This is a genomic window from Streptomyces marokkonensis, from assembly GCF_008312835.1.
Classification (GTDB): domain Bacteria; phylum Actinomycetota; class Actinomycetes; order Streptomycetales; family Streptomycetaceae; genus Streptomyces; species Streptomyces marokkonensis_A.
On record NZ_VSKS01000008.1, the window covers coordinates 21,478 to 44,070 of the forward strand.

At 72.7% G+C, this 22,593-nt stretch carries 19 protein-coding genes; 11 read left to right on the forward strand and 8 right to left on the reverse strand.

Going from position 1 to position 22,593, the window contains the following annotated elements; translation table 11 throughout:
* Positions 1-46: 46 nt before the first annotated feature.
* Genes efeO through F1615_RS15690 form a run of 4 tightly spaced genes read left to right on the forward strand, consistent with a single transcriptional unit; the run spans position 47 to position 4,311 of the window.
* Positions 47-1,207, forward strand: a complete 1,161-nt coding sequence (gene efeO, locus F1615_RS15675; protein WP_149549600.1) for an iron uptake system protein EfeO — start codon at positions 47-49, stop codon at positions 1,205-1,207.
* 23 nt (positions 1,208-1,230) lie between these two features.
* Entirely contained in the window at positions 1,231-2,478 is a 1,248-nt protein-coding gene (gene efeB, locus F1615_RS15680; RefSeq protein ID WP_149549601.1) for an iron uptake transporter deferrochelatase/peroxidase subunit, read from the forward strand.
* A 2-nt stretch (positions 2,479-2,480) separates the two neighbouring features.
* The gene (efeU, locus tag F1615_RS15685; RefSeq protein WP_149549602.1) at positions 2,481-3,362 is read left to right on the forward strand and encodes an iron uptake transporter permease EfeU; all 882 of its coding nucleotides are present in this window, start codon (positions 2,481-2,483) and stop codon (positions 3,360-3,362) included.
* Positions 3,313-4,311 carry a hypothetical protein gene (locus tag F1615_RS15690; RefSeq protein WP_167533762.1) on the forward strand — a complete coding sequence of 333 codons (999 nt, stop codon included), beginning with the start codon at positions 3,313-3,315 and terminating at the stop codon, positions 4,309-4,311. Before efeU ends, F1615_RS15690 begins: the two co-directional genes overlap by 50 nt.
* A 69-nt stretch (positions 4,312-4,380) precedes the next feature.
* Here the strand turns inward: F1615_RS15690 and F1615_RS15695 are convergent, their stop codons facing one another.
* The gene (locus F1615_RS15695; RefSeq protein WP_149549603.1) at positions 4,381-5,115 is read right to left on the reverse strand and encodes a bifunctional DNA primase/polymerase; all 735 of its coding nucleotides are present in this window, start codon (positions 5,113-5,115) and stop codon (positions 4,381-4,383) included.
* Between the two features lie 228 nt (positions 5,116-5,343).
* Between F1615_RS15695 and F1615_RS15700 the strand changes: the two genes are divergently transcribed.
* Complete coding sequence (locus F1615_RS15700) at positions 5,344-6,216, forward strand: glycerophosphodiester phosphodiesterase (protein WP_149549604.1); 873 nt, start codon at positions 5,344-5,346, stop codon at positions 6,214-6,216.
* On the opposite strand, the gene F1615_RS15705 is transcribed toward F1615_RS15700, so the two are convergent.
* Positions 6,186-6,824, reverse strand: a complete 639-nt coding sequence (locus F1615_RS15705) for a TetR/AcrR family transcriptional regulator (protein WP_149549605.1) — start codon at positions 6,822-6,824, stop codon at positions 6,186-6,188. The genes F1615_RS15700 and F1615_RS15705 overlap by 31 nt on opposite strands.
* Before the next feature lie 128 nt (positions 6,825-6,952).
* On the opposite strand from F1615_RS15705, the gene F1615_RS15710 reads away from it, so the two are divergent.
* Positions 6,953-7,156, forward strand: coding sequence for a DUF6243 family protein (locus tag F1615_RS15710; protein WP_208818326.1), 204 nt, complete (start codon positions 6,953-6,955; stop codon positions 7,154-7,156).
* Here the strand turns inward: F1615_RS15710 and F1615_RS15715 are convergent.
* From F1615_RS15715 to F1615_RS15725, 3 genes are read right to left on the reverse strand one after another with little or no spacing between them, the layout of a single operon-like run.
* Entirely contained in the window at positions 7,153-8,166 is a 1,014-nt protein-coding gene (locus F1615_RS15715) for a small ribosomal subunit Rsm22 family protein (RefSeq protein WP_149549606.1), read from the reverse strand. The two genes, F1615_RS15710 and F1615_RS15715, sit on opposite strands and share 4 nt — an antisense overlap.
* A gap of 32 nt (positions 8,167-8,198) precedes the next feature.
* Entirely contained in the window at positions 8,199-9,365 is a 1,167-nt protein-coding gene (locus tag F1615_RS15720; protein WP_425385643.1) for a serine hydrolase domain-containing protein, read from the reverse strand.
* A complete protein-coding gene (locus F1615_RS15725; protein ID WP_149549608.1) occupies positions 9,329-10,657 on the reverse strand; it encodes a multidrug effflux MFS transporter in 1,329 nt (442 codons plus the stop codon). Before F1615_RS15725 ends, F1615_RS15720 begins: the two co-directional genes overlap by 37 nt.
* 139 nt (positions 10,658-10,796) lie before the next feature.
* On the opposite strand from F1615_RS15725, the gene F1615_RS15730 reads away from it, so the two are divergent.
* The gene (locus F1615_RS15730) at positions 10,797-11,822 is read left to right on the forward strand and encodes a Gfo/Idh/MocA family protein (RefSeq protein WP_149549609.1); all 1,026 of its coding nucleotides are present in this window, start codon (positions 10,797-10,799) and stop codon (positions 11,820-11,822) included.
* Here F1615_RS15730 and F1615_RS15735 read toward each other — a convergent pair.
* Positions 11,809-13,449 (reverse strand): alkaline phosphatase D family protein, encoded by a 1,641-nt coding sequence (locus tag F1615_RS15735; RefSeq protein ID WP_149549610.1) that lies wholly within the window; start codon positions 13,447-13,449, stop codon positions 11,809-11,811. The two genes, F1615_RS15730 and F1615_RS15735, sit on opposite strands and share 14 nt — an antisense overlap.
* A gap of 1,327 nt (positions 13,450-14,776) precedes the next feature.
* Between F1615_RS15735 and F1615_RS15740 the strand changes: the two genes are divergently transcribed.
* The 4 genes from F1615_RS15740 to F1615_RS15755 all read left to right on the forward strand — a co-directional run bounded on the left by F1615_RS15740 (position 14,777) and on the right by F1615_RS15755 (position 18,258).
* Complete coding sequence (locus F1615_RS15740) at positions 14,777-15,388, forward strand: TrmB family transcriptional regulator sugar-binding domain-containing protein (protein WP_244328770.1); 612 nt, start codon at positions 14,777-14,779, stop codon at positions 15,386-15,388.
* Between the two features lie 147 nt (positions 15,389-15,535).
* Complete coding sequence (locus tag F1615_RS15745; protein WP_244328756.1) at positions 15,536-16,246, forward strand: LuxR family transcriptional regulator; 711 nt, start codon at positions 15,536-15,538, stop codon at positions 16,244-16,246.
* A gap of 201 nt (positions 16,247-16,447) precedes the next feature.
* Complete coding sequence (locus tag F1615_RS15750) at positions 16,448-17,371, forward strand: ACP S-malonyltransferase (protein ID WP_149549612.1); 924 nt, start codon at positions 16,448-16,450, stop codon at positions 17,369-17,371.
* 41 nt (positions 17,372-17,412) lie between these two features.
* The gene (locus F1615_RS15755; RefSeq protein WP_149549613.1) at positions 17,413-18,258 is read left to right on the forward strand and encodes an IclR family transcriptional regulator; all 846 of its coding nucleotides are present in this window, start codon (positions 17,413-17,415) and stop codon (positions 18,256-18,258) included.
* 13 nt (positions 18,259-18,271) lie between these two features.
* On the opposite strand, the gene F1615_RS15760 is transcribed toward F1615_RS15755, so the two are convergent.
* Positions 18,272-20,260 carry an ABC1 kinase family protein gene (locus F1615_RS15760; RefSeq protein ID WP_244328757.1) on the reverse strand — a complete coding sequence of 663 codons (1,989 nt, stop codon included), beginning with the start codon at positions 20,258-20,260 and terminating at the stop codon, positions 18,272-18,274.
* On the reverse strand, positions 20,257-22,410 hold the full coding sequence (locus F1615_RS15765; RefSeq protein WP_149549614.1) for an MMPL family transporter: 2,154 nt from the start codon (positions 22,408-22,410) through the stop codon (positions 20,257-20,259). The genes F1615_RS15760 and F1615_RS15765 overlap by 4 nt, the downstream gene beginning before the upstream one ends.
* Positions 22,411-22,593: the final 183 nt, after the last annotated feature.

Here is a 22,593-nt window from a genome sequence, read left to right on the forward strand (position 1 = left end):
TTACGCGAGGTTGATTACGCAACATTTCAGCCGCACTGGAGCCTTCATGCGATCCGCCGGACCCGCCAGACTCTCGCTCGTCACCGCCGTCGCCACCGCGGCGGCGCTCGCCGCCGTCAGCGGCTGCACCGAGAAGGGCGCCGGGGACGGTGACCAGGTCGTCACCGTGACGGCCACCGACGACTCGTGCGAGGTCTCGCCGAAGGAGTTCCCGGCCGGGCACGTCGAACTCGCCATCGAGAACAAGGGCTCCAAGGTCACCGAGGTCTACATCCTCTTCCCCGACGACCGGGTGGTCACCGAGCGGGAGAACATCGGACCGGGCACCAAGCAGCGCGTCACCGCCGAGGTGAAGCCCGGCGACTACCGGATCGCCTGCAAGCCGGGCATGCGCGGCAAGGGCATACGCCAGGACGTCAGGGCCACCGGCGGCAAGGCCGTCGAGCGCGACCCCCGGCTGGACAAGGCGGTGGCCGCGTACCGCGCGTACGTGCAGGCGCAGGCCGACGAGACGCTGCCGAAGGCGCGGGAGTTCGCGAAGGCGGTCAAGGACGGCGACATCGCGGCCGCGAAGAAGGCGTACGCGCCCTCCCGCATCGGCTGGGAGCGCACCGAGCCGGTCGCCGAGTCCTTCGGCGACATCGACCCCAAGGTCGACGTCCGCGAGGACGGCCTGGAGGACGGCCAGGACCCGGCGACGGACTGGACCGGCTGGCACCGCCTGGAGAAGGCCCTCTGGCAGGACAAGAAGATCGGCGACCGGGAGAAGGAGCTCGCCGACCGGCTGATCACCGACCTCGAGGACTGGCAGAAGCGGGTCGGCACGGCCGACATCACGCCGACCTCCATGGCCAACGGCGCCAAGGAACTCCTCGACGAGGTCGCCACCGGCAAGGTCACCGGTGAGGAGGAGCGCTACTCGCACACCGACCTGGTCGACTTCAAGGCCAACGTCGAGGGCGCCGAGAAGTCGTACGCGCTGCTCGAGCCGGTCGCCCGGGAGAACGACCCGGCGCTGGTCAAGGAGCTCGACAAGCAGTTCGCGGCGCTCGGCACCCTGCTCGACCGGTACCGGCCCGACACGACGTCCTACGACTTCGTCCCGTACGACGAGGTCGGCAAGGCCGGCCGCAAGGAACTGTCGGACGCGGTCAACGCGCTCGCCGAGCCGCTGTCGCGGCTCGCCGCGGCCGTCGTGGCCCCGTGAAGCGGGGCGGGGTGGTGACGGACATGGACAGCAACGGCAACAGCAACCCGCACGCGCCGTCACGGCGTTCGCTGCTCGGCTGGGGCGGCGCGGGACTCGCGCTCGGTGCCGCCGCGGCCGGCGGCGCGGTGGCGGTGGCCCGTACCGGCGACGAGCAGGAGACGGGCGCGGGAGCGGCGGTGGAGTTCCACGGCCCGCACCAGGCGGGCATCGCCACGCCGGTGCAGGACCGGCTGCACTTCGCCGCCTTCGACGTGACGACCGAGGACCGCGCCGCGTTCGTGGAACTGCTGAAGGAATGGACGGTGGCGGCGCGCCGGATGACGGCCGGCCGCGCCGTCGGTGACGGCGCTTACGGCGGCCCGGCCGAGGCACCGCCGGACGACACCGGTGAGGCGCTGGGGCTCAAGCCGTCCCGGCTGACGCTGACGGTCGGCTTCGGGCCGTCCCTGTTCGGCAAGTTCGACCTGGCCGGGCAGCGGCCCGAGGCGCTCGTCGAGCTGCCGAAGTTCGCCGGGGACAACCTCGACCGCGACCGCAGCGGCGGGGACCTGTGCGTGCAGGCGTGCGCGGACGATCCGCAGGTCGCCGTGCACGCGATCCGCAACCTCGCCCGCATCGGCTTCGGCCGGGTCGTGGTGCGCTGGTCGCAGCTCGGCTTCGGCAAGACCTCGTCGACGACGCCCGACGCGCAGACCCCGCGCAACCTGTTCGGCTTCAAGGACGGCACCCGCAACATCTCGGGCACCGAGAAGGACCGTCTGGAGAAGTTCGTCTGGGTCGGGGAGAAGGACGGGCCCGCGTGGATGGCGGGCGGTTCCTACCTCGTGGCCCGGCGGATCCGGATGCACATCGAGACCTGGGACCGCACCTCGCTGCAGGAGCAGGAGGACATCTTCGGCCGCGACAAGGGCGAGGGCGCGCCGGTCGGCAGGGCGAAGGAGCGGGACGAGCCGTTCCTGAAGGCCATGAAGCCCGACGCCCATGTGCGGCTGGCCCATCCGGAGACCAACGCCGGGGCGACGCTCCTGCGCCGCGGCTACTCCTTCACCGACGGCACCGACGGCCTGGGCCGGCTGGACGCGGGGCTGTTCTTCCTCGCCTACCAGCGTGATCCGCGCACCGGGTTCATCCGCGTCCAGCGCAATCTGGCCGGCGACGCGCTCAACGAGTACATCCAGCACGTGGGTTCGGCGGTCTTCGCCGTTCCACCGGGCGTCCGCGACCAGGACGACTGGTGGGGCCGGGCGCTCTTCTCCGAGGAGGCGTAACCGTGTTCTCCAACTACCTGATCGGTCTGCGCGAGGGGCTGGAGGCCAGTCTCGTCGTCTGCATCCTGATCGCCTACCTGGTGAAGACCGGCCGGCGGGACGCGCTGAAACCGGTGTGGACCGGCATCGCCGTCGCGGTCGCCCTCGCGCTCGCCTTCGGCTGCGTGCTCGAGTTCGGCTCGCAGGAGCTGACGTTCGAGGCGCAGGAGGCGCTGGGAGGTTCGCTGTCGGTCCTCGCGGTGTGCCTGGTGACCTGGATGGTGTTCTGGATGCGGCGCACCGCGCGGCATCTGAAGGCGGAACTGCACGGGAAGCTGGACGCCGCGCTCGCCATGGGCACGGGTGCGCTGGTCGTCACCGCGTTCCTCGCGGTGGGCCGCGAAGGGCTGGAGACGGCCCTGTTCGTGTGGGCGTCGGTGCACGCGGCCGGTGACGGCAGTCCGCGTCCGCTCGTCGGGGTGGCGCTGGGGCTGGCGACGGCGGTGCTGCTCGGCTGGCTGTTCTACCGGGGCGCGCTGCGCATCAACCTCGCCAAGTTCTTCACGTGGACCGGCGCCCTGCTGGTCGTCGTGGCGGCGGGTGTGCTGGCGTACGGCTTCCACGATCTGCAGGAGGCCGACTGGCTGCCCGGTCTGACGAACCTGGCCTTCGACGTCAGCGGCGCCGTTCCCCCGGACAGCTGGTACGGCACCCTGCTGAAGGGCGTGTTCAACTTCCAGCCCGACCCGACCGTCCTCCAGGTCACGGTGTGGCTGCTGTACCTGGTCCCGACGCTCGCGCTCTTCCTCGCCCCGGTAGGGTTCGCCTCCGGGAAGGGGAAGGTGAAGGAACCGGATGAGCAGGGATCTCGGCCTTCGAAGGCTCCGCAGGCACCGCGGGCTTGACATGTGCGTGCTCATGGCCGCGTCGGTGACCGCGTTGTCGCTGACGGCGAGCGGCTGTGTGGTGGTGCACGGTGAGCGCGAGGTGCTCCCGGCCACCAGCCGCGCCGAGGCCGCGAAGGCGCTGGAGGAGTTCACGGCCGCGTACAACGCGGCCGACAAGGCGTACGACAGTTCCCTGGACGCCGAGCACACCACCGGCGCCCTCGCCGCCATCGACGAGGCGCGGCTGAAGGCCGGGCGGGCCAACAGCCCTCGGGGCAACCCCCGGCACGCGCCGCTGAGGCTGACGGACGCGAAGTTCACCATCCCCGCGAAGGCGGGCTGGCCGCGCTGGTTCCTCGCGGACGCGGACGCCAACAAGGGCGGTGAGACGCGCTGGCTGCTGGTGTTCACCCGGAACGGTCTCGACGAGCCGTGGGAAGCGGCGTACCTGACGCTGGTGAACCCCGGCGACATACCGGAGTTCAAGACGGACAAGGAAGGGTGGGCGGAGGCCGTGCCCGCGAACGCGTCCGATGTGGCGGTGCCGCCGGGCGAGTTGAGCCAGGGGTACGCCTCGTTCCTCAAGGACGGCGGGGACGTCTTCTCCGACGGTCCGCACACCAGCGGGTGGCGGGCGGCGCGCGAGAAGAAGGCGGAGCGGCCGGGGCTGGCCACGCAGTACATCGACGAGCCGATGACCAACGGCGACTACGCCCCGCTGGCGCTGCGCACCGAGGACGGCGGGGCGCTGGTGTTCTTCACCACGCGCCACTTCGAGAAGCAGACGGCGGCGGCGGGGGCGTCCGTGCCGACGCCGAACAAGGACGTGCTGGCGCTGACGACCGGGGAGATCAGGCAGTCGCTGACGATGGAGTCCGTCTCCAACGAGGTGGCGCTGGATCCGGCCGACGGCGAGGTGCGGGTCCTGGGACGGATTCAGGGACTGATATCGGCGAAGGGCGAGTAGGGCGCCGGTCTCGGCCGGCCGGGGCGGCGGCTCCCGGCCCTCAGCGGCGGCCACCGGGAGCGGCCGGGCTCAGCGGCGCAGGGGCCAGGCCGTGCCCGCCTGGTCGGACTGTTCGCCGGCGTGGCGGACGCAGGAGTCGGTGAGGACCTCCAGCAGGCTCAGCGGGTCCGGGAGCGGATGCTCGAGGCCGCGTACCCAGTGCACCGACCGGTCGTCGTCGCCGGGCAGGCGGGCGGGCGGTACGAGGACGTAGGAGCCGCGGCAGTGCCAGCGCAGTCCCGGGTGCTCGTCCATGGTCTCCGGGTGGCAGTCCAGCTCGCAGGGCCACCACTCGTCCTCGTCCTCGGGCGTGCCCCGGGTGAGGGTGAAGAACAGCATGCGGCCGTCGTCGCTCTCGGCGACCGGGCCGACCTCGATGCCGGCGTCGAGCAGGCGGGTGAGCGCCTCGCGCCCCGCGTCGAGGGGGACGTCCAGGACGTCGTGCACCATGCCGGTCGCGGTGATGAAGTTGGCCTGCGGCTGGTGGCGGGCCCAGCGCTCGATCTGGGCGCGGTCGGTGGTGGACTGCGTCTGCCAGGCGAACGACACCGGGTGCCGGGCGGGGGTGGGACAGCCCACGCGGTCGCAGGAGCAGCGGTATCCGGCGGGGTGGGCGGCGGGCGCGAGCGGCAGTCCCGCTTCGGCGGCGGCGAGCAGCAGGGCCTCACGGCCGCCCTCGTCGGCGGCCTCCTTCGGGCGGCGTCCGCGCAGCCACTGGGAGAGTCTGCCCTGTCGGCCGCTCCGGCCGCCGAACTCCGCGCTCATCTATCCCCTCGCCTCGCCGTCGTGCGCACCAGCATGCCCCATGGTCCCACGATGGGGCGCATCGGGGGGCCGGAGCCCACAATCGGCGCAGGTGGGACGAGGGTGACCCGAGCGGACGAGAGCTGCCGCGCCGGGGCGAAGGGGACGCGCGCGCGGTGAGGGGCGCGGGGTGGCGGACCGGGTGTCATTGCGTCTGGTGCCGGGAGGGGCGCCCCTACCGTGGTCGCCATGGTCACAAGGATCGCGTCGACGGGTCTGGCGGCCGTGGCTTCCGTGGTCTCGCTGACCCTCACGGGCGGGCACGGCGGCAGTCCTCCCCTGGAGTGGGGCCGCGGACCGCTGACGGTGGACTCGCTGCCGGAGGTCCCGTACGTCGCCCACCGGGGCGGGGCGCGCGAGGTGCCCGAGAACAGCATGTCGGGGCTGATGGCGGCGTTCCGGCGCGGTACGGCGCAGGTGCTGGACTTCGACACGCGGGTGCTGCGGGACGGCACGCCGGTCGTCTTCCATGACGCGACCCTGAACCGCACCACGTTCCTGGGCGGCGAGGTGCGCGCCCTGGACGCCGGGGAGTGGCGGGGCGTACGGCTGCGTCCGCGCGACCGGCTGCCGGGGAGCTGGCGCTCGGAGCGGCCGCCGACCGCCGCCGAGGTGCTGGACCGGTTCGGCGGGCGGATCGTGCTGATGCTGGAGGTGAAGGATCCGCGCGGGCTCGGCCGGCTGGCCGCGCTGATCCGGTCCCGCGGCCTGACCCGCTCGGTGTTCGTGAACACCAACGACCCCGGGGTCGCCCGCCGGGTCCACGAGCTGGGTCTGCTGACCCAGCTGTGGCGCTCGGCCCGGCAGATGCGCACCGACCGCCCCGAGCGCTGGCGCTCCCACGTCGACCTGCTCGACGTCGACATCCACGCCCGTGACGCGGACCTGAGGCGGGCGGTGCGCTCGGGCATCCCCCGGGTGTGGGCACACACCGTCGTCACCCCGGCCCAGCGCGACCGCGCCCTGGCCCTCGGCTGCAACGGCGTGATCACGGACGCGCCGGGGCGGCTGGCGCGGCATCCGGTGCGGGGTCAGCGGGGCGCGAGGCCGTTGAGGGCGTAGTCGACGAGGGTGTCGGTGTACTCGTAGGTGATCGGGCCCGTGTACTGGAGCCAGCGCTGGGCGAGGGGGGAGACGAAGAGTTCCAGGGCGATGCGCGGGTCGAGGTCGGGGCGGACGTCTCCGGCCTCCTGGGCGGAGCGCAGGCGGTCGACGTAGAGCTGGAGCTGGGGTTCCAGCAGCGTGGCGACGAATCTGCGGCCGAGTGCCTCGTTGACGACGCCCTCGGCGGCCAGGGCGCGGGAAGGGGCCTCGAAGGCGGGGTCGCGCAGTTCGTCGACGGTGGCGCGCAGGACGTGCTTGAGGTCGGCGGCGAGGTCGCCGGTGTCCGGGATGCCGTAGGGGGACGCGTCGGCGGACGGCCGGTCCTGCGCGGCTGCCTCGGCCGCCTGGCCGCTCAGGTCGAGGAACGCCTCGAGGAGTACGTCCGCCTTCGACGACCACCACCGGTAGATCGTCTGCTTGCCGACGCCGGCGCGGGAGGCGATGCCCTCGATGGTGGTCTTCGGGTAGCCGACCTCGGCGACCAGGGCGAGGGCGGCGTCGTAGATGGCCCGCCGGGAGCGCTCGCTGCGGCGGGTGGCGTCGGGGGCGGACTGGTTCTGGGCCATGGGTCGAATTTATCAGGTTGACAAGACGGTGCGTCTCGCCGGATGGTGGGAGGGAAGGCAGCGAGACGATACGTCTCGTGTTAGCACCTCACTGACGAGATGCACCGCACTGACGAGAGGAGACGGCCATGACTCGAGGCGGAGCCGGAAACATGCTGGGGGTCGGAGGTACCCGACAGCACCTCGGCCGCAGGGCGCTGCGCGGCGGCGGGCGCGGCGGGCGCATCGGGGGCGGTGCCGATCCGCAGGCCCAGAAGCGGGAACTGCTGCGCAGGCTCCAGGAGAAGCGGCAGCAGGAGGGGGACGAGGGGAAGGGGACGCCGACGGCCTAGCCGTCGGCGGGCCCGGTGTCCGTGCGCGGCGGCCAGGGGGCGCCCCAGTCGGTGTCCCGGGCCGCCCGGTACAGGTCGCCGTGGCGTTTGGTGACGGTGGTGCGGCGCAGGGAGGGGTCCGTCTCGCAGAGGTCGAGGAGGACCTGGCCCTTGCGGATCTGCGGCTTGCGGACGATCCGGGCGGGGGCCGGGGCGGCCGGGACCCGGGTGGCGGCCACATAGCTGAACTTCTCGTCCTCGTAGGCGAGGGAGCCGCCCTTGACCTGACGGTGCAGGGAGGAACGGCTGACCCTCGCGGAGAAGTGGCACCAGTCCGTGCCGGGCACGATGGGGCAGGCGGCGCTGTGCGGGCAGGGGGCGGCGACGTGGAAACCGGCGGAGATCAGGCGGTCGCGGGCCTCGATGACACGGGCGTAGCCGTCGGGCGTGCCGGGTTCGACGATCACGACGGCCCGCGCGGCACCGGCGGCGGCGTCGACGAGGGCGGCGCGGTCGGGGGCGGTGAGCTCGTTGAGGACGTACGAGACGGTGACGAGGTCGGTGCTCCCGATGGTGAGCGCCGATCCGATACGAGAGCGGTGCCAGCGCGCCTGGCGCAGGGCGGGGTTGGCGACGGCGAGTTCCCGGCCGAGGGCGAGTGCGGGTTCGGCCCAGTCCAGGACGGTGACCGGTCGCTCCCCGTCCCAGGTCGCGCTCACCGCCCAGGCGGCCGCGCCGGTGCCGCCGCCGACGTCCACGTGGTCACGGGGCGCCCATCCGGGCACCGCGTCCGCGAACGCCGCCAGCGCCGACCGGACCGCCTCGTACGTCGCGGGCATGCGGTAGGCGGCGTACGCGGCCACATCGGCCCGGTCCCGGAGGATGGGGGACCCGGTCGGGGTGGCGCCCCGGTAGGTGGCGATCAGCCGTTCGACGGCCTGCGCGGCCTGCCGTGCCGGAAGCCCGTCGAGCAGCCCGGCGAGGGCGGAGCGCAGGGTTTCGGCGGGCGTCAGGGAGGCGGGGGCGTTCACCCGGCGATTCTACGGAAGAGGGGCGCGTCCCCTCACATCCCCCGCACCGCCCGCGCCACCCGCGTCCCCGCCTCCGCCCTCGGCCCGCTGTCCGGCGGGACCGGCCGGCGGGGGTGCACCGTGTTGGCCAGGAGGATCACGTAGGTGTCCGTGGCGCGGTCGAGCACCAGGGACGTACCCGTGAAACCCGTGTGGCCCGCGGCGCCCCGGCCCGCCAGTTCCCCCATGAACCACGGCTGGTCCAGGGCGAATCCCAGGCCCGGCGGGGTGAACAGCAGGTCCACGAAGTCCGGACCGAGGATGCGGGCGGGGCCGTACGACCCGCCGGCCAGCAGGGTGCGGCAGAAGACCGCCAGGTCGCGGCCCGTGGAGAACAGCCCGGCGTGGCCCGCGACCCCGCCCAGCGCCCAGGCGTTCTCGTCGTGCACCTCGCCCCGCAGCATCCCCCGGTCCGCCTTGGCCCACGGCCGCCGCTGGTCCTCCGTCGCCGCGGCGGACGGGCACGGCCCGAAGGCGGTCGCGGTCATGCCCAGCGGCCGGGTGATGCCGTCCCGCACCAGGGTGTCGAGCGTGCGGCGGGTGAGACGCTCCAGGACCTGCTGGAGGAGCAGCATGTTGAGGTCGGAGTAGCAGTGGGTGCCGGGCACGCCGACGGGCTGTTCCGCGCGGAGCAGTGCCAGCCGTTCCGCGTCGTCGGCGCAGTCGTACAGCGGGAGTTCGGGGCGCAGCCCGGAGGTGTGGGTGAGCAGTTGACGGACGGTGATGCCGTGCCGTGCGGCCGCCGTGAAGTCCGGCAGGTAGGCGCCCACGCGGGCGTCGATGCCCAGGGTGCCCCGCTCGATCTGCTGCACGGCCGCCACCGAGGTGAACAGCTTGGTCAGGGAGGCGAGGTCGAAGGGGGTGTCCACGGTCATCGGGACCCGTTCGGCCGGGGGCAGTTCGACCGGGGCTCCCGCCTCCTCGTCGTACGCGGCGTAGCGCACGGCCCAGCCCGCCGCCTCCTGCACGGCGAGCACCGGGCCGCGCCCGACGACCACGACGGCGCCCGCCGCCCAGGGGCGCTCGCCGCCGGTGCGGGCGTGGACCTCCCGGACCAGGCGCCGGAGTTCCCCGGCGTCCAGCCCGGCCCGTTCGGGTGTGCCGTGGCGAAGTCGCGGCGCGCTCAGATGCCCCCGCCCTTCGCTCCCGTCCCGTTCCACGGGCGGCACATTCCCAGGAAGCAGGCCAGCGCCACCAGCGCCGCGGCCAGTTGGACGACGGCCATCGGGACGGCGGTGTCCTCCCCGGCCACTCCCACCAGCGGGGACGCGATCGCCCCGATGAGGAAGGACGTCGCGCCGAGCAGGGCCGACGCGGAGCCTGCGGCGTGCCGGGTGCGCATCAGGGCGAGCGTCTGGGTGTTGGGCATGGTGATGCCCATCGCCGACATCAGCACGAAGAGCCCGGCGGCCACGGGCACCAGCCCCACCTCGCCGAACACGCCCAGAGACATCAGCAGCAGCGCGACCGCGGCGACGGCCACGACGACGAGCCCGAGGCCGAGCACCCTGTCCAGCGGGACCCGGCCGACCAGGATCTTGCCGTTGATCTGGCCCATGACGACCAGGCCGATGGAGTTGAGCCCGAACAGCAGGCTGAAGGTCTGCGGGGAGGCGCCGTAGATCTCCTGGACGACGAACGGGGAGGCCGCGACGTAGGCGAAGAGGGAGGCGAAGGCGAAACCGCCGGTGAGCATGTAGCCGGTGAAGACCCGGTCGGTGAGCAGCCGGCGCATCGAGCCGAGGGCCTCGCCGACGCCTCCGCCGTGGCGGTCGGCCGGGGGCAGTGTCTCCGGCAGCCTCGCCCAGACGACGGCCGTCAGGAGCACCCCGACGACGGTGAGGACGACGAACACGCCCCGCCAGTCCGTGACCCGCAGGACCTGCCCGCCGATCAGCGGCGCCACGATCGGCGCGACTCCGGAGATCAGCATGAGGGTGGAGAAGAAGCGGGCCATGGTGACGCCGTCGTAGAGGTCGCGGGCGACCGCCCGGGCGATGACGATGCCGGCCGCGCCCGCGAGGCCCTGCGCCAGCCGGCACGCGACGAGGAGTTCCACGGTCGGTGCGAACGCGCACAGCGCGGTGGCGACGATGTAGACGGCGAGGCCGGCGAGCAGCGGGCGGCGGCGGCCCCAGCGGTCGCTCATCGGGCCGACCACGAGCTGCCCGAGCGCCAGGCCGGCCAGGCAGGCGGTGAGGGTGAGCTGGACGGTGGCGGCGGGCGCGTGCAGGGCCTGGGTGACCTGCGGCAGGGCGGGGAGGTACATGTCCATCGCCAGCGGCGGTATGGCGGTCAGACCGCCGAGGACGAGTGTGACCAGGAGGCCGGTACGGCGGTCGGTGGTGGTGGTGCGGGATGCCGGTGTGCGCCTCCTCGGCGTGGTCTCCGGTGCGCCGTTCTCCTTCGCCTTCGCCGTCGGGTTCGATATGGACGCCCCGCCCTCGGGCATGTGACCCCTCCCTTTCATGCCATCGGCTCCCTATGCTCTCAGCTCGTACGGAGTGCTCGGCGTCAACGGCGATGTCATGGGAGCGCTTCCATCCACATTCGTTGAAAATGTGACGAACGACACGAGCAGGGTGGGACACATGACGGAGCAGAGGGTGCGCTGGGGAATCCTGGCGACCGGCGGGATGTCCGCGACGTTCACGGCGGATCTCGTGGAGCTGCCGGACGCGGAGGTCGTGGCGGTCGCGTCGCGCTCGGCCGAGCCGGCGAAGGCGTTCGCCGAGCGGTTCGGGATACCGCGGGCGTACGGCGACTGGGAGTCGCTGGCGCGGGACGAGGAGGTCGACGTCGTCTACGTCGCCACTCCGCACTCGGCGCACCGCGCGGCGGCCGGGCTGATGCTGGAGGCCGGGCGCAACGTGCTGTGCGAGAAGCCGTTCACGCTGAACGCGCGCGAGGCGCGGGAACTGGTCGCACTCGCTCGGGACAACGGGCGCTTCCTGATGGAGGCCATGTGGATGTACTGCCATCCCATGGTGCGGCGGCTCAAGGCGCTGGTCGACGACGGGGCGATCGGTGAGGTGCGCAGCCTCCAGGCGGACTTCGGGCTCGAGGGCCCCTTCCCCGCCTCGCACCGGCTGCGCGACCCGGCGCTGGGCGGCGGCGCGCTGCTGGATCTCGGCGTGTACCCGGTGTCCTTCACGCAGCTGCTGCTCGGGGAGCCGTCGGACATCGTGGCGCGAGCGGTGCTCTCGGAGGAGGGCGTCGATCTGCAGACGGGGGCACTGCTCTCCTGGGAGAGCGGCGCTCTCGCTTCGGTGCACTGCTCCATCGTGGGCGGTACGGCGACCTCCGCGTCGATCACCGGGTCGAAGGGCCGCATCGACATTCCGTACGGCTTCTTCTTCCCGGAGCGGTTCACGCTGCACCGGGACGGCCGTGACCCCGAGGAGTTCACGGCCGACCCGGCCGACGGCCCCCGGGGCAGCCTCAAGCACGAGGCCGCCGAGGTGATGCGGGCCCTGCGGGCCGGTGAGAACGAGTCGCCGCTGGTCCCGCTGGACGGCACCCTCGCCGTGATGCGGACGCTCGACACGATCCGCGACCGCGTCGGCGTCCGCTACCCGGGGGAAGCCGCCAGGGCCCCCGAGGTCACGCCGGCTTGAGCCCCTGCTCCCCCGCCTCCGTCACGAAGGAGGCGGCGGTCGTGAGCGGCGCGCCCTGCGTGGTCACGTGGGAGACCGTCTTGAAATCGGCGCGCGCCCGCTCCCGGTCGAGCGACACCGTCGTGTAGCCGCGCAGCCCGTTGTAGAACTTCATGTGCGGGTTGGCGGCCGTGAGAGTGGCCCAGTTGGCCGGCTTCGCGGAGCCGTTGCCGCCGCTGGTGATGGAGGACGTGACGATCTCCGTGCCCACGGTCCGGGAGTCCGGGTCGGAGAAGTCGCGCTTGATGTCGAAGCCGTAGTGCACGTGCACGTCGCCGGTGAGGACCATGAGGTTCTCGACGCCGGCGGCCTGCGCGCCGGCCAGGACCCGTTCGCGGGAGGCCGGGTAGCCGTCCCAGGAGTCCATGGAGACCTTGGACGGCGGGGTGGTCGTGTCGTGGCGCCGGGAGAAGGTGACCTGCTGGGGCACCACGTTCCAGACGGCGTCCGACCGGTGCCAGCCGTTGATCAGCCAGCGTTCCTGGGCGTCACCGGTGAGGGTGCGCGAGGGGTCCTCGGACTCGGGCCCCGGGTACTGCCAGCCGTCGCCGTAGGCCTGGTTGGAGCGGTACTGGCGGGTGTCCAGCACGTCGAACTGGGCCAGCCGGCCCCAGTGCAGGCGACGGTGGAGCCTGAGGTCGGGGCCGTCGGGGAGCTGGGGGCGGCGCAGCGGCATGTTCTCCCAGTAGGCCCGGTAGGCGGCGGCCCTGCGCAGCAGGAACTCCTCCGGCGGGACGCTGTTCTCCGGGGTGCCGTCGGCGTAGTTGTTCTCGGTCTCGTGGTCGTCCCAGGTGACGACGAAGGGGTGCGCGGCGTGCGCGGCCCTGAGCTCCGCGTCGGACTTGTAGAGGGCGTACCGCAGGCGGTAGTCCTCCAGGGTCACCGTCTCCCGCTTGAACAGGCCGGGCAGGGTGCCGGACGGGTAGGCGCGCGCGCCCGCGACGTCGTTGACGGCGTACTCGTAGAGGTAGTCGCCGAGGTGGAAGACGACGTCCAGGTCCTCCTCGGCCAGGTGCCGGTACGCGGTGTAGTAGCCCTGGTCGTAGCGCTGGCAGGAGACCACGCCGAAGGTGAGGCCGGCGGCCCTGCTGTGGGTGGCGGGGGCGGTGCGGGTGCGGCCGACCGGGCTCACGAAGCGGCCGGCGCGGAAGCGGAAGTAGTAGACGTGGCCCGGGGCGAGCCGGCCGGCCTCGACGTGCACGGCGTGGTGGAACTCGGGGTGGGCGGTGGCCTTGCCCCGTCTGACGACGCGGCGGAACCGCTCGTCGAGGGCGAGTTCCCAGTCGACGGCGACGCGTTGCGCGGGCAGTCCGCTGTCGGCCTGGTAGGGGGCCGGGGCCAGGCGGGTCCACAGCAGGACGGAGTCGGGGTGGGGGTCGCCGGAGGCGACGCCGAGGGTGAAGGGGTCGTCGGTGATCCGTGCGGCGTCGAGTTCGGCGGCGGCCGCGGTGCCCGCGCCGGGGACGCCGACCGCGAAGGCGAGCGCGGCGGCGGCGCCGGTGGTGGTCAGGAAGCGGCGGCGGCCGATGTGCCGGGCTGCCGCGCGGAGTTCGGGGGCGTGCTGTGAGTGGCGGACCTCGGGTGTCATCCGTTCCTCCCCTGGCGTGTGGATGCGGAAGGAATTGGAGTGGCCGGGAACGACGTCGCATTGACGCGTACACAGCATCCGGATGACGGTCGCATGAGGACTGCGTGGCGGGCCCCGCGCGGGCCGCGGCCCGCGAACGCCGGGCACATCGGGGAAGCTCCATCAACTACCTTGTAGGGCACGGCGGTTACTGACCCCGGGATGATCACGGAGGGTGGTCCCCCACGACGCCGGACCGCGGGCGGGTCCACACATTCGGAATATCGACGTCCGCCCCATTGCGGTCGTCGGCCGACCTGTGCTCCACTCATCTGCACGAAAGCTTCACACTTGGGGCAGACTGCTTCCGCAGGCCATCTCCAGGGGGAGGCGGCAGCCGTTCCACGGCACCGGGCCGGGGGTGGAGCCCGCGCGGGACCGCGGGTGCGCGCCGGCACGTGGAACGGCTGCCACACCACCCGCCCCCCGTGCGGCCGCCGGCGAGCACACCCCGGGAACCCGCCGGATAACACGCCGCGGCTGGAAAGCGTCGGACATATACCGAACGCCCGCCGCACCCGAAAAAACAGCCAAATTACGCGGTACTCAACTCCCGCGGGCGAGAAAATGAACGCCGCTCAAGTTAGTGGTCTACCCCTTTGAAAGATGCTGAACAATTCCATAATGCACGAACAGTCGCATTCTTTCGGATTGACCGATTGGGCAGCATCTCGCGCGTCCCGCCCGCGCTACCACAGGTATCAGGGGCGGCAATGGCGGCTCACCGGGCGAAGTTGGCAACTAGCGGCCACATCGGTGACGCTACGCGCAAGTAACCGGCCGGTCGGCACATGAAGCGGAACCAGACGTGCCGGTTCATTAGCTCCCTGTGCATCTTGCTGTCACGGACCCCACCATGGGAACTGGATATCGTCGCCCAGTCGTGATTACCTACACCTGATTTCGGCCACACTGTGAGCACAATGCCTTCGGCCGACCATCACAGTGCGATTCATTGCCAGGGAGGCAAACGCCCACGGGTGGCATGAGGTTTAATTTCCGGTTCAATTAATATGCCGAGCGGGGGCCGGCGGTGACGCCGGGCGTCACACAGCTGGGGCAACCAGGGCCGGTCAGCGCGCGGCAGAGGCAATGTGCAAACGATCATGGGGGCTCACGCGTGGCTGGCATTGCGTTCGATCTACCGACTGACGTCGAGCTGGAGGAAAGCGTTCCCCGGGGTCATGCCGCTCGCCTGGAACAGACGCTGTTGCAGGCCCGCGCCCTGATCGAGTCCACGATGTCCCTGCACCGCAGGCGTCCGGCAACGGTGTCAGGCGTGACGCACATGGACGCCGAGGTGACCGCCGAGACCCTCGAGCGGCTCGTGCGGGGAGCGCGGCGCTCGGTCAACGTGGCGCTCACCGGATCGGTCGGCTTCGTGGAGGCCGTCCTGCGGCGCCTGGTCCAGGTGCCGAGCGGCGTGACCGTACGGGTCCTGTGCAATCCGGCCGCCCTCGAGGTCGCGCCCGCCCGGCTGCGGGCCCTGCCCGCGGTGCGGGTGCTCCGGCACGAACTGTGCGGCATCGTCGTGGTCGACGGGACGGCCGCGTTCCTGCGGCTGGGCACCGAGGGGTCGGCCGACGACAGGGCCGCGGTCGTCACCGACCGCGCCGCGGTGAGCACCCTGCAACTGCTCTACGCCGGGGCCTGGTCGCGCGGCCGCCGGCTCGTCGACCACCCCGAGCCCAGCCCCCGGCTGCGGTCGGAACTGACCCGCCGCATCCTGGAGCAGCTGCGGTCCGGGCGCACCGACGCCACCGCCGCGTGCGCGCTCCAGGTGTCGCTGCGCACCTACCGGCGCCATGTCGCCGAGATCATGCGGGAACTCGACGCGTCGTCCCGCTTCCAGGCCGGGGTGCGCGCGGTCGAGCTCGGGCTGCTGCACGAGACCAGGTGACCGGCCGGGCGGCGGTGCCGCCCACGGCCGTGGAACGGACCCAGCGAACGGAACATCAGCGAGGAATGGGGGCACGAGGTGTGCGGCCAATCGGGGGACGAGTTGGAGCATGCTCTCTTGCAGGTCAGAGAGTTGATCGAGTCGACCATGATCATCCATCGGGACCGCAGCCGGCGGGAGCAGCTCATCACGGCGCTCCCCGGCGGCTACGGACAGCTCATCGGCGTCACACGGGAGCTGATGGGGCAGGCCACCGACACCGTCGACATCCTGCGTTCCCGGCTGCCGGGCACCGGCAGCCAGTTGGAGCGGATCGGGCTGCTGGAGGCCGATCTGCTGCACTTCGCCCGGGAGCGGGTCTCGGCGCGGTTACTGACCGGGCCCGATCTGGTGGGCGACTCGCTGGGCGGCTGGCTGCCCGACCCGCACCGCCGGCTGACGATACGGGTGGCCCGGCTGCCGCCGTTGCAGGTGCTCATCGCCGACCGTGCCACCGCCCTGGTCGTGGTCGGCTCCCCCTCCGAGCGCCGGGCCTCCCTCATCAGGGCGCCCGAGGTGCTGCAGGCCCTGGGCACGCTCTTCGAGAGCATCTGGCACAGTTCCGCTTCCCCTTCCGAACACCTGGCGTTCGGCGACCGTGACCGGGCGGTTCTGGTCCGGCAGATACTGGGCGCCATGCGGGCCGGGACCACCGACGAGGTGGCCGCCCGCGAACTGACCGTCTCCGTACGGACCTACCGGCGCTACGTCGCGGAGATCATGGCGCTGCTCGGTGCGAGTTCCCGCTTCCAGGCGGGCGTGCGGGCCGCGGAACTCGGACTGCTGCCGCCCGGTCAGCACGGTACGTACCGCCCGTGAGGAGCCCGCAGGTTCCTGAAACGCGCGTTGCCCCGCCGGGGACAGCGCAGTTCGATGGGTTCCCAGGGAACGGGAGCGTCCTCGCCGGACGCCTTCCGTGACCGGAGGTTCCCCCCGTAGCCACCGGTCGCGGGACCCCTGCCGGTCGGTCCGGTGCGGGTCCCGGCGCCCTGGACGGTGTCCGTCGCGGAAGGTGGATCCATGGGTGAGCGTCCGATCGGTCTGGTCTTTCCCGGCCAGGGGACACAGCGTCAGGCAATGGGCGCGCCGTGGCGTGACACCCCGTCGTGGGGGATCACCGCCGAGATCTCCGAGGCCACCGGGGAGGACATCGCCGACCTGCTGCTCCACGCGACGACGGAGCGGCTCCGGCGGACCGACCTGGCGCAGCTGTCGGTGTTCTCGGTCGCGGTGATCGCCCACGCTGAGGCGGTGCGCCGGGGCGCGTTCGACGGGCCCGTGGTCGCCTGCGCGGGTCACAGCCTGGGCGAGTACGCCGCCCTCACCGCGGCCGGGGCGTTCACCCTGCCCGCGGCGGCGGCCCTCGTCGCCGCGCGCGGCCGGGCGATGCGGGAGGCCGCCGCCGCCCGCGAGGGAACCATGGGGGTCCTCGTCGCGGCCCCGCTGCCGCAGGTGGAGCACCTGGTGGGCACCGTGCGGGAGTCGGGCGGGGACGTGTGGGTCGCCAACGTCAACGCCCCCGGTCAGACCGTGGTCTCGGGCTCGCCCGAGGGGGTCACGCGGGTCGCGGACGGTGCCGCCTCGATCGGGGCCAAGTTCATCCGGCTCCAGGTCGGCGGCGCCTTCCACAGCCCGTACATGGCTTCGGCCGCCGAATCGCTCGCCGCCGCGCTGAAGGACACGGCGGCGGCCCCCCGGCATCTGCCGGTGGTGGCCAACGTGGACGCCCGGCCGTACGACGGTGACGTCGGATGGACCGAACTGGGCACCCGTCAGCTCACCTCGCCGGTGCTGTGGGAGGAGAGCGTGCGGACGCTCACCGGACCGCTGGGCTGCGGGCGGCTCGTCGAACTCGGCCCCGGCCGCACCCTGGCGGGGCTGATCCGCCGTATCGACCCCGGCGTCGAGGTGGTGTCCGTGGACGGCCCGGCCGCCCTGGACTGACCGACGGTCCGCCCGAGCAGAGCAGAAGAGACCCCGACACCATGGCAATCTTTTCCGACGTCACACGGCCCCGTCCGGCGGCGGCCCCCCTGGCGGCCGCCGCGCCGCGGGAGTGGATCAGCGGCATCGGCGTGCTCGACAAGGCGTCCCTCCTGCTGGAGATCGTGGAGCAGGCGCCGGCCCCGCTGAGCGAACTGGTCACCCGCAGCGGGCTGTCCCGGCCCACCGTGCACCGGATCGCGGTGGCGCTGGAGCGTCTCGGGCTGCTGGCCCGCGACTTCCGCGGGCGGTTCGTGCTCGGTCCGCGGCTCGGCAGCATGTCCGTCGAGGCGCGCTACGACCGGCTGGCCCAGGCGTCGGTCCCGGTGCTGGCCGATCTGCACGCCCGTACCGGACTGGACGCCCGGGTCCTGCGGCGCCGCGGCCGGACGCAGACGTGCGTGGCGACCTGTGCGGAGGCGGCCGCGGGACCCGACGGCGCCGAGCGGGTGCCGGTCGGCATGTCCCGGCCCGCCACCGCGGGACCGGTCGCGCTGGTCCTGCTGGCCTGGCAGGAGCCGGAGGAGATCCACGAAGGGCTGCGCGGCGCCCGGTTCACCGCGGCGCACCTCGCCCAGGTGCGCCGCAGGGGCTGGGCCCGTGGGTCGGACGTCATGCTGCCCGGCGACACGGCCTACGCCGTGCCGGTGCGGTCCGGGGACGACCGGGTGGTCGCCGCGCTGTCGGTGTCGGGGCCGCCCGGCCGGATGGACGCGCTCCCGGGCCGGTGGCTGGGCGCGACCGTGTTCGACTCGGCCGCCGCCCTGGCCGACGCGCTGCACCGCGCCCACGCGCTGCCGACGGGTGCCCGGGGCAGGACGGCCGTGGGGGCCGCGGGGACCCGGTGACCGTCCGGCCCGCTCAGCGCCGCGGTGAGGTGATGGTGAACAGGACGCGCAGCACCAGCACCGAGCTGATCAGCAGCATGTTGTAGCCGAAGACGTCGAACAGCCGCAGCGAGCCGGTGACCCGCGGACCGCCCCGCGTGGACAGCAGCAGCATGCCGAGGACGCCGGTCAGTCCGCCGAGGAAGGTGAGCAGCACGTCCCGGACGAGGGACTGGATGAAGCGCCGGTCCCGTTCGTCCGCGAGCAGCCGTACGTTGACGCCGAGGCGGCCCTGTTCCAGCGCGCTGGAGATGCGCTCGGCCCGGCGCGGCAGCCGGAGCAGCATCGGCAGCACGGCGGCTGCCTCGTCGGCCAGGGAGCGGCTCAGGTGCCCCGGGGAGAGCCTGCGGGCCAGTTCGGTGGAGGCGAAGGCGCGTGCCTCCTCGACGAGGTCGAAGCCCGGCACCAGCCGGCCCAGCGCGCCCTCCACGGTCGCCAGCGCCCGGAAGGCCGCGGCCACCTCGGGCGGCACGGTGAGCCCGTACTGCGCCACCAGCAGGAACAGGTCGGAGAACATCTCGCGGCCCGGTGGCCCCGAGGAGGCGAGGTGGCGGGCCGTGTAGCGGCCCAGGGCGCGGGTGAAGCGCTCCTCGTCGATCTCGTCGGGCCGTTCCACCAGGTCCAGCAGGGCGTCGGACAGGGCCCGCGGGTCGTTGCGGTCGATCGCCATGAGCAGCTCGCGCAGACTGCCGCGCAGCATCCGGTCGATCCGGCCCACGGAGCCGAAGTCCACCAGGCCGAGCCGGCCGTCGCTCAGGACCAGGACGTTCCCGGAGTGCGGATCGGCGTGGAAGACGCCGCCGATCACGATCTGGCTCAGCAGGCAGCCGAACAGGTCGCGGGCGAGCCGCTCGCGGTCGAGGCCCTGCGCGTCGATGACGGCGTCGGCCCGGTTCAGCGTGACGCCGTCGAGCCATTCGACGACCAGGACCCGTTCGGTGCTCAGGTCGTGGTGGACCTCCGGCATCACCACCCGCGGGGGCTCCCCGGACGGGCCGTCCCCGCCGGTGTCCCGCGCGTCCTCGCCGGCGGCGAGGGCGGTGTTGGCGGCCACGGCCGCGGTGTTGCGGGCCTCGGTGCGGAAGTCCAGTTCCTCCTGGAGCGAGTCGGCGAACCCGCGCACCAGTGCGCGGGAGCCGACCGTCCGGCCCCAGGCGGTGTTCCGCTCGAGCATCTCGCTGATCCGGAACAGGATGTCGAGGTCGCGTTCCACCACCTGCCGGGCCCCGGGGCGCTGCACCTTGACGGCCACGGCGCGGCCGTCGTGCAACCGGGCCCGGTGCACCTGGGCCATGGACCCGGCCGCGAGCGGCTCGCGCCGGAACTCCGCGAACACCTTTTCCGGTGGGGCCTTGAGCTCCTCGGCCAGCACGCGTTCGATGTCGGGCCACGGCTCGGGGGCCACCTCGTGCTGCAGCGCGCTCAGTTCGTGGGCGAACACGTCGGGCAGCAGGTCGTAGCGGGAGGAGAGCACCTGGCCCAGTTTGACGAAGGTGGCGCCCGCCTCCTCCAGCGCCAGCCGCAGGGACCTGGCCAGTGCGGCCTGCTCCTGGGGGCTCGCGGCGCCGCTGCGGGACCGGCCGGTCAGGAAGCGGCGCAGTCCGTGCCGTACGGCGATCCTGCTGAGCTGGGTGTAGCGACGGCTGCGCGCCAGCCTGCGGCGCGCGGCGCCGGGCCAGCGCACCACGCCGCGCAGCGGGCCGCCGGCCACCGCCTCGGAGAGCACCAGGAAGATCATCGCACCGAGCAGGGCCGCGCCCAGTTGCACGGTCACCAGGGGGGTGCGGCTCGCCTGCGGGCCCATCGGCGTGCCGACCACGCCCGCGGCGAGCAGTCCGGCGACGCCCGTGAGCAGGGCCCGGACCGCGCCGATGCGCAGTCCGAGCACCCTGCGGGCCAGTACGGCCATGATCATGGGACCGAGCAGAGCGGTGGCCCCGGCGATCAGGAGAACGCTGCTCACGTACGGTGCGCCGGGACGGGTTCCGGGGCCGCGGGGTCCGGGGCGCCCTGCGGCTCCGCTGCGGGACGGACCCGGCCGGGCCACCACGTCCGGTGGCCGAGCAGGGTGGTCACCGCGGGGACCAGGAGCACGGCCATCACGAAGGCGGTGAGCAGGATGCCGAAGGCGACGGCGAAGCCCATCTGGCGGAGCATGGAGTTCTCGGCCAGGAGCAGGACGCCGAAGGTACCGGCCAGGATGACGGCCGCCGTGCCCACGGTGGACGTGGAGTGGGTGATCGCCTGGCGGACGGCCTGCGCCGGGGAGCTGCCGTGGGCGACCTCCTCGCGCAGCCGGGCCACCATGAGGATGTTGTAGTCGGTGCCGATCGCGACGACGAACAGGTAGACGATCACCGGCAGGGTGAAGGGCAGGCCCGCCTCGCCGGCGATGTTCTGGAAGAGCCACACGGTGGCGCCCAGGGTCGCGGCGAAGCCCAGTCCGACCGCGGCCATCAGGTACACGGGCGCGACGACACTGCGCAGCAGCAGGCCGAGGATCAGCATGATGGCCAGGCCGGCGGCCGGGAACACCACGGAGTAGTCGCGGTTGGTGGCGTGCTGGATGTCGGCGAGCACGGCGGACGTGCCGCCGACGAGGGCGCGGGTGCCGTCGGGTGCCGCCTCGTGAGCCGCGTCGCGCAGCGGCCCGGAGAGCAGGTCGACCGCCCGGTCGCTGTCCGGCTTGTGCGCCAGCACCACCCCGAACTTGGCGATGTCGCCCTTGGGTGCGAGGGCCGGCGGCGTCACCCGTCCGAAGTCGGCGGCGGCCAGCTTCTCGCCGTAGGCGTCGATCTGGTCCTGCTCCAGCTTGCCGCCGTCCTCCGCCTCCAGGAACACCCAGGTCGGGTCGGTCTGGCCGGCCGCGAAGCCACGTTCCAGTTCCTTCGCCGCCTGGACCGACTCCAGGTCCTTCGGCAGGGAACTGCTGCTGTCGAAGACGGTGTTGAGGCTGAGGACACCCGCGGCGAGAACGGCGAGCAGACCGCCGGAGACGGCGGCGACGAGGCCGGGACGGCGGGCGGTGAGCGCCCCGGTCCGGGCGGCGAGGGTGTGCTTGGGTTCCCTGCTCCACGCCTTGGACGGCCAGAAGGCCTTGGTGCCCAGCAGGGAGAAGACCGCCGGCACGAGGGTCAGCGCGGCGACCAGGGTGACGCCGACCGAGATGGCCAGGGCCGGGCCGAGCGCCTTCAGCATGCCCAGGCTGGACAGCAGGAGGGCGAGGAAGGCGACGACCACGGCGCCGGCGGCCGAGGCGATGGTCTCCCCGACGCGCGTGACGGCCTCGGTCATGGCCTCCTTCGGTGCCTGGCCCCTGCGCAGGAACTCGCGGTAGCGGAAGAGCAGGAAGAGGAGGTAGTCGGTACCGACCCCGAAGAGCACCACGATCAGGATCGAGCCGATCGAGGCGTCCGCCTGGAGTCCGCCGGCCTCGGAGGCGATGGAGATCAGACCGGTGGCGAGCACGAAGACGAGGGCGATCACGAGGACCGGCAGGACGGCGATGAGCGGGCTGCGGAAGATGGCGGCCAGCAGCACGATCAGCAGGACCAGTGTCGCCATCATGATCATGGCGTCGGTGTCGCCGGAGGACTCCTTGGTGTCCAGCGCCGTCGCGGCCGAGCCGGTGATCCCCATGTGCAGCGAGGTGCCCTTCAGCAGGGGCACGGCCTCCTCGCGCAGTTCCCCGACCGACTCCATGAGGGTCTCGTCGTAGGGGTTGTCGGTCGTCGCGAGGATGCTCGCCAGGGCGATCTCGCCGTTCTCGGACACGGCCTGCGGGCCCGTCTCCACGGCGCCGATCTTCTCCAGGTCCGCCTTCTCCAGCCCGGCGGCGACCTTCCGCACGTCCGCGAGGTCGGTGTCGGTGAGCCGGCCGTTGTCGGCGCGGCGGAAGACGATGACGGAGGCGGGCTGCTCCTGCTGCGGGAAGGCCCGCTTCTGGACTTCCGCGGCCTGCACCGACTCGTAGTGGGAGGGCAGGAACTCGGCCTGGTCGCTGACGGGTTTCAGGGGCGGGGCCAGGGCGGCCACGCCTATCGCCGCGATCACCCACGCCAGGATGGTCAGCCAGGGGTGTTTGACGGCGGACCGTCCGACCCGTCCGAACATGGGGGGAGGCTCCTTCTCAGGGGGTGCAAGGGCGCCCCGATTGTGGTCCGCGCGCGTGGTCCCACCGCCGGTTCGCGGCGGAAACTGGCATCAAGCTGCCGGGCCCCGGAGTGGATTCCGGCGCGCGTTCCGTTTCGTGGTCCCCCCGGTTCCGGGCCGCTCGGGCCACGGGGCGGCGGTCAC

Bases quoted from the DNA above. Each gene is read 5' to 3' on its own strand.
- efeO (WP_149549600.1), top strand. From the start codon at position 47: ATGCGATCCGCCGGACCCGCCAGACTCTCGCTCGTCACCGCCGTCGCC.
- efeB (WP_149549601.1), top strand. From the start codon at position 1,231: ATGGACAGCAACGGCAACAGCAACCCGCACGCGCCGTCACGGCGTTCG.
- F1615_RS15690 (WP_167533762.1), top strand. From the start codon at position 3,313: ATGAGCAGGGATCTCGGCCTTCGAAGGCTCCGCAGGCACCGCGGGCTT.
- F1615_RS15695 (WP_149549603.1), bottom strand. From the start codon at position 5,115: ATGAGCGCGGAGTTCGGCGGCCGGAGCGGCCGACAGGGCAGACTCTCC.
- F1615_RS15700 (WP_149549604.1), top strand. From the start codon at position 5,344: ATGGTCACAAGGATCGCGTCGACGGGTCTGGCGGCCGTGGCTTCCGTG.
- F1615_RS15705 (WP_149549605.1), bottom strand. From the start codon at position 6,824: ATGGCCCAGAACCAGTCCGCCCCCGACGCCACCCGCCGCAGCGAGCGC.
- F1615_RS15710 (WP_208818326.1), top strand. From the start codon at position 6,953: ATGACTCGAGGCGGAGCCGGAAACATGCTGGGGGTCGGAGGTACCCGA.
- F1615_RS15725 (WP_149549608.1), bottom strand. From the start codon at position 10,657: ATGCCCGAGGGCGGGGCGTCCATATCGAACCCGACGGCGAAGGCGAAG.
- F1615_RS15730 (WP_149549609.1), top strand. From the start codon at position 10,797: ATGACGGAGCAGAGGGTGCGCTGGGGAATCCTGGCGACCGGCGGGATG.
- F1615_RS15735 (WP_149549610.1), bottom strand. From the start codon at position 13,449: ATGACACCCGAGGTCCGCCACTCACAGCACGCCCCCGAACTCCGCGCG.
- F1615_RS15740 (WP_244328770.1), top strand. From the start codon at position 14,777: ATGGACGCCGAGGTGACCGCCGAGACCCTCGAGCGGCTCGTGCGGGGA.
- F1615_RS15745 (WP_244328756.1), top strand. From the start codon at position 15,536: ATGATCATCCATCGGGACCGCAGCCGGCGGGAGCAGCTCATCACGGCG.
- F1615_RS15750 (WP_149549612.1), top strand. From the start codon at position 16,448: ATGGGTGAGCGTCCGATCGGTCTGGTCTTTCCCGGCCAGGGGACACAG.
- F1615_RS15755 (WP_149549613.1), top strand. From the start codon at position 17,413: ATGGCAATCTTTTCCGACGTCACACGGCCCCGTCCGGCGGCGGCCCCC.
- F1615_RS15765 (WP_149549614.1), bottom strand. From the start codon at position 22,410: ATGTTCGGACGGGTCGGACGGTCCGCCGTCAAACACCCCTGGCTGACC.